Here is a 5,356-nt window from a genome sequence, read left to right as displayed (position 1 = left end):
GTGGAAGACCGGCACAGGACAACCCCGCCCACTTATGAGCAACTGGAACCCGAACTGCGCAGCCAGCTGGCCCAGGAACTTCTGTCCGATATCCTGAAGGACATGGAAAAGAAGGCAAAGGTCGAGCGCTATAACTGGGACGGCACCCCCTGGGTTCCGCCAGCAGCCCAGCCAAAGGGTGATGGAGATTCTTCCTACACTCCCTGACAGGGATCTTCCTGCGATTACGCCACCGGTACCTGTGCCGGCTCCTGCAGCGGGCCTCTTGTGAACCCGGTGAGGCCATGTGCGGTCAGGCCTTCCAGATCAGAAGATACTGTCACACGCTGTGTGACCGGCTTTTATGGGATCGGCGCTGCAGCCTGCACCACAACCGGGGTCCTGTCGAGAACGACCATTGTCTGTTCTGCCAGGACCGCCAGGATAACCCCAAGCCGGGCCTCCCCGCCAGATGCAGCAGCAATCCGCACCCGCGCCGCGTCCAGGTCTTTTGCATCGGGCCGCAGGTCCGGAAACGCAGCACGTCCCTCCGCCAGTCTGTCCAGGCACCATTGCGCCAGCTGCGGACCACCATCAGACAGACCATTCACAGTATACGGCATCACATCCAGCGCCCTCAGCAACACAGCATCCTTCTGCTTCTCTCCGGCAGGCTTTCCCTCAGCCAGATCCGGATGCACAGCCTTCAGCGCTTCCTTCAGCGCCGCACTGTCTGTCCAGTCCACCTGCTCCAGTCCCAGAACACCGTACAGCGCTGCACTCAGGGCCGTGAACCGCGCCATGGCCACGCCCCTGTCAATCTTCCTGAAAACAGAGGAGCTCAGACCCACGCCGGTCACCGGACCGGGAACTGTCTCCGGTTTTTTGGGGGGTGAAGAAGAGCCGCCGGAGAGAGACTGGCCCTGAACTCGGGCTGCTTCAAGAGCCTTGGCGGCGCTCAACTGATCAAGCTCGGCTTCGGCTTTCCGTCTCTCCTCGTCCCGCGCCTTCTGCCGCTCCTGCCGCCGCAGGATCCTGGACTGGTCGGATTCCATGGCGTTCCCGACGGCAGCGCGGGCTGTCCGAAGACGATCAAAAATGACCCGGGCGCCGGGCCATACGTCCTCCATGTCCGCTGTATCCCAGTCCTTACACCTTTGGGCATGCCTGAAAACCATGACCAGCAGCCGGCAGGAGTCAATGATTGTCTCCAGAGAATCCTCTGATGGAACAAGCTGCCCCTGCATCACGGACGTAATCATGTGAAGCACCCGGGGATGCACGCCCCATTGCCCCCCGCTCTCCACAAAGAAATTTTCCGGCGTACCTGTTTCCCGCCAAGGTCCGTTTCTGTCTTCAGCCGGGATACTGAACCTTTCCCTTTCTGTCTCCAGACGAACCAGATCTGTAAGCCGCCTCAGCATCGTATCAGCATCAATTGTTCCAGGCGCCGCCTTCCTCAGGACAGTCCTGGCAAGATCCAGTACATCGCTTCTGACAGACATCAGGCTGACAAGCGCTGGAGTGACCAGAGGATGGCCGGCGTTTTCCATTGCTTCAGCCATGACAGCAGAAAAATCCCGGGCAGGATCTTTTACAGTGTTTTCCGGGCTTTTTTCTGGGCCGCTTTCCGCCACAGAATTTTTTCCCTGCAACGAAGCCTTGGCATTCTCATGAGCCTGCCACAGATCAGAAAGCATCTTTTCATGATCACCGGAAAGAGAGGCCCAGCCCTGAACCCCCCGGATGCGCTCGGAAGCCATAAGCATCAGCCGGATGGCATCCACAATCACAGTGAAAATCCTGTCACAGGGAAGCAAAAAACCATCGGCCATGGCAAGACCTGTCTCGTTGCCATGTCTGATTAAATCTGCTTCGGTGCCCTCAAAACCTTTGGGCCAGAAATCAGTCCTCTGATTCTGGCCATCCACCAGCCAGATTTTTTTGTTGTAGAGTTTGATTGCACCGGTCTCCGGATCCTCTGCAGCCTTGTTGAATTCCAGCAAAACCTGGTCCCACAGTTTCAGGAACTGATCACGGTTCCCGTGGGAAGCTTTAACGGAAAACTGCTCCAGAATCTTCAGGAACGGCTTCATGTTTCCGCGCCGTGCGTTCAGGTGCGTAACAACCAGGAACCAGTGTGCAGGTGAAACGCCGATTCCGGACAGAACCCTGCTAAAAACCAGTCCAAATCCAATGAACGCCGCACTACGGTGTTTTTTCTGATAGCTGTCTGTCATGAAACGGGTTTCCGCTGCTTTACTGGATATGCTGCAAAACCCTAAAAGCAGGTTTTACTTGCGGCAAGCATATCTATAGCCGGAAAACTTCAGAAACTGTTTCAAAAGTCGCTGATCTGAGTCGATTGCCGCCGTCTTTCGAGAACCGGAGCGCAGCGTACGTTACGGTACGTGAGCACCGGGAGCACAGAAAGACAAAGCAGGCGACCAGAACAATCAGGCTTGGGGAACAGTTTCTCAGTCCTGGTACAGATCCCCGGCCTTGCCGCGGAAGACCCGGTACGCCAGGACCGTGTAGCCTGCCAGCACCGGCAGGACGACCAGGGTGCCTGCCAGGATGATCATCAGGGACTCCGGCGCGCTGGCGGCCTCAACGATCTTCAGGCGGTCCGGCACGATCCACGGCCAGAAGCTGTAGACCAGACCATGGAAGCACAGAATAAAGACCCCCACTGTCATCGCAAAGGGCACCCAGGACCAGCGATCCTGCGGCCGCGGCAGATGTCGCAGCAAATAATCCAGCCCCAGCACCAGAACTCCGGTTATTGCAGGAATGGGCGCCAGCAGGATGATTTCCGGAAAGGAAAACCACTTGTCGAAAACCCGCGCGCTGGCCAGCGGTGTGGCAATGGACACCAGCCCGATGCCCAGGACCGTGCCCCACAGCGCCCGGCGGGCCCAGCGGATGGCCTTGCGCTGCAGGTCGCCTTCCGTCTTCATGACCAGCCAGCAGGCGCCAATCAGGGTGTAACCCGCCGCCACGGCCAACCCCGCCAGCCCGGAAAACGCCAGGGCCTGCCAGCTTTTCTCAAAGCCCAGGATATAGCTTCCCAGCATGAACCCCTGCGCCAGCGCGGCCAGCAGGGACCCGGCGAAAAACGTCCTGTTCCAGGCCTGTTTGTGACTGGCATGGGCCTTGGCGCGGAAGTCAAATGCCACACCGCGCAGGATCAGTCCAAGCAGCATGATGGCCACCGGCAGGTACAGGCTGGTCAGGATAATGCCGTGGGCCGCGGGAAAAGCCACCAGCAGGAGGCCCACACCCAGCACCAGCCAGGTCTCGTTGGCATCCCAGAACGGCCCGATCGAGGCAATCATGCGGTCCTTTTCCGCATCGCTGGCCCCGGGCATCAGGATGCCGGTGCCCAGGTCATAGCCGTCCAGGATGGCATAGACAAGCATGGCCAGACCCATGAGCGCCGCAAATGCAACGGGAAGCCACTGCCCGCTGGCAATAATATCCGTCATGGCCTGCTCCCCCCTTTATGAGACAGGGCCTCGACCACCGGATCACTGACGCTGGCCGGCACCGCCTGCCCGGCCTTGCGGGCCATATGGAACAGGGTCGCGACAAACGCCATCAGCAGGACAGCATACACGGTCAGGTACAGGCCGAGGCTGAGACCGACCATGGGTGCAGGCACGTCAGCGACAGCATCCGCGGTTTTCAGCACGCCGCCGACCAGCCAGGGCTGGCGGCCGATCTCGGTCACGTACCAGCCGGCGACCGTGGCCACCCACCCCGAAAAGGTCATGGCCACCAGCACCCGGGCCAGCCAGCGGGGCAACCCCCCTCGCCTCCTCAGGCAAAAAACAGAGGCCCAGGACACCAGCAGCATCAGGACACCCGTGCCCACCATGATCCGGAACCCCCAGAACAGGGGCGCCACAGGCGGATGATTACCCTCAAAGTCATTCAGGCCCTGCACCACGCCTTCTGTATCATGCGTCAGGATCAGACTCGCCCCGCCGGGAATTTCTACAGCATACCGGTTAGCCCGGGCTGTCTCGTCCGGGTGCGCGAACAGCACCAGCGGTGCACCGGCCCGGGTGTCCCACAGGGCCTCCATGGCCGCGATTTTCTGCGGCTGGTGCTTCAGCGTGTTCAGCCCGTGCATGTCCCCCGCCAGGACCTGGAGCGGAACGAGAATGGCCGCAAGCCCCACGCCGGTTTTCAGGGCTGCCATGACTGCCGGCGCCTGGTCATTTTTCAGCCAGCGCCAGGCCGACAGGCCGGCCACCAGAAATGCCGCCGTCAGGCCCGAAGCCAGAAGCATGTGGGTCAGCCGGTACGGAAAGGACGGATTGAAAACGATCTGCAGCCAGTCCGTGGCATAGGCCTTGCCGTCGATCATCTCAAAGCCGGCAGGGGTCTGCATCCAGCTGTTCAGCGCCAGGATCCAGAAGGCCGACAGCGTCGTTCCCGCCGCCACCAGCACCGTGGCCAGGATATGCAGCCAGGGCGACACGCGGCGGAATCCGAACAGCATGATGCCCAGGAACGTAGCCTCGAGGAAAAAGGCCGTCAGCACCTCATAGGCCAGCAGCGGCCCTGCGATATTCCCGACCGTGTTCATGTATCCGGGCCAGTTGGTGCCGAACTGGAACGACATGGTGATGCCGCTGACCACGCCGAGGGCGAAACACAGGGCGAACACCTTCGTCCAGAAAAAGTACACTTCCATCCACTTGCTGTCCTTCGTGGTGCGAAAGCGCAGACGGAAAAACAGCAGGATCCAGCCCAGGGCGATGGTGATGGCCGGGAACAGGATATGGAACGTGATGTTCGCCGCGAACTGGATGCGGGCCAGAAGGAGGGGATCGGCGGTCATGGAGCGCTCCGTTCAGGAGTCCGTTTTCACAGTAGTGCGCACCAGGTCATGGGCAAGGCCGTTCCGGTTCCCTTCCCCCAGCCGCTGGCGGTAGACCTGCAGGTTTTCCAGAACACGCTGGACATAGTTGCGGGTTTCGGAGAAGGGTATCTGTTCGATCCAGTCCACAACCTCTTCCGGCCGGTCTCCCGGCTGTCCCAGTTTTCCGACCCATTCCCGCACCCGCGACGGGCCGGCGTTATAGGCCGCGATGGCCAGGACCGGAGATCCCCCAAACTGGTCCAGCATGCGTTCCAGATAGGCCGCCCCCAGACGGATGTTGTAGGCCGGGTCTTCTGTCAGCCGCGCAGGCTGGTGGGGCAGTCCTTCCTGCCGGGCCACCTGTCTCGCCGTCGCCGGCATCAGCTGCATCAGGCCGCGGGCCCCCGCGCTGCTGATGGCTCCGGCGTTGAAGGTGCTCTCCTGCCGGATCAGGGCGTGAACAAGGGCCTTTTCCGGCTGGTCTACAGAAACATCCACAAGGGG

The 5,356-nt window shown here is 60.6% G+C and carries 5 protein-coding genes; 1 reads left to right on the top strand and 4 read right to left on the bottom strand.

The window, feature by feature from the left end; translation table 11 throughout:
* A partial coding sequence (locus M3O22_08505; protein ID MDP9196784.1) for a peptidylprolyl isomerase occupies positions 1-207 on the top strand: 207 nt, incomplete at its 5' end.
* Positions 208-341: 134 nt separating this feature from the next.
* Here the strand turns inward: M3O22_08505 and M3O22_08500 are convergent.
* From M3O22_08500 to M3O22_08485, 4 genes are all read right to left on the bottom strand, one after another.
* Positions 342-2,219, bottom strand: coding sequence for a hypothetical protein (locus M3O22_08500; protein MDP9196783.1), 1,878 nt, complete (start codon positions 2,217-2,219; stop codon positions 342-344).
* 237 nt (positions 2,220-2,456) lie between these two features.
* Complete coding sequence (locus M3O22_08495) at positions 2,457-3,467, bottom strand: cytochrome d ubiquinol oxidase subunit II (protein MDP9196782.1); 1,011 nt, start codon at positions 3,465-3,467, stop codon at positions 2,457-2,459.
* Positions 3,464-4,831 carry a cytochrome ubiquinol oxidase subunit I gene (locus tag M3O22_08490; protein ID MDP9196781.1) on the bottom strand — a complete coding sequence of 456 codons (1,368 nt, stop codon included), beginning with the start codon at positions 4,829-4,831 and terminating at the stop codon, positions 3,464-3,466. Before M3O22_08490 ends, M3O22_08495 begins: the two co-directional genes overlap by 4 nt.
* A 12-nt stretch (positions 4,832-4,843) precedes the next feature.
* Positions 4,844-5,356: lytic transglycosylase domain-containing protein (locus tag M3O22_08485; GenBank protein MDP9196780.1), on the bottom strand; the 513-nt coding region annotated here is incomplete at its 5' end.

The organism is Pseudomonadota bacterium (assembly GCA_030775045.1).
Lineage (GTDB): Bacteria > Pseudomonadota > Alphaproteobacteria > JALYJY01 > JALYJY01 > JALYJY01.
This window is presented reverse-complemented; position numbering and strand designations above follow the sequence as displayed.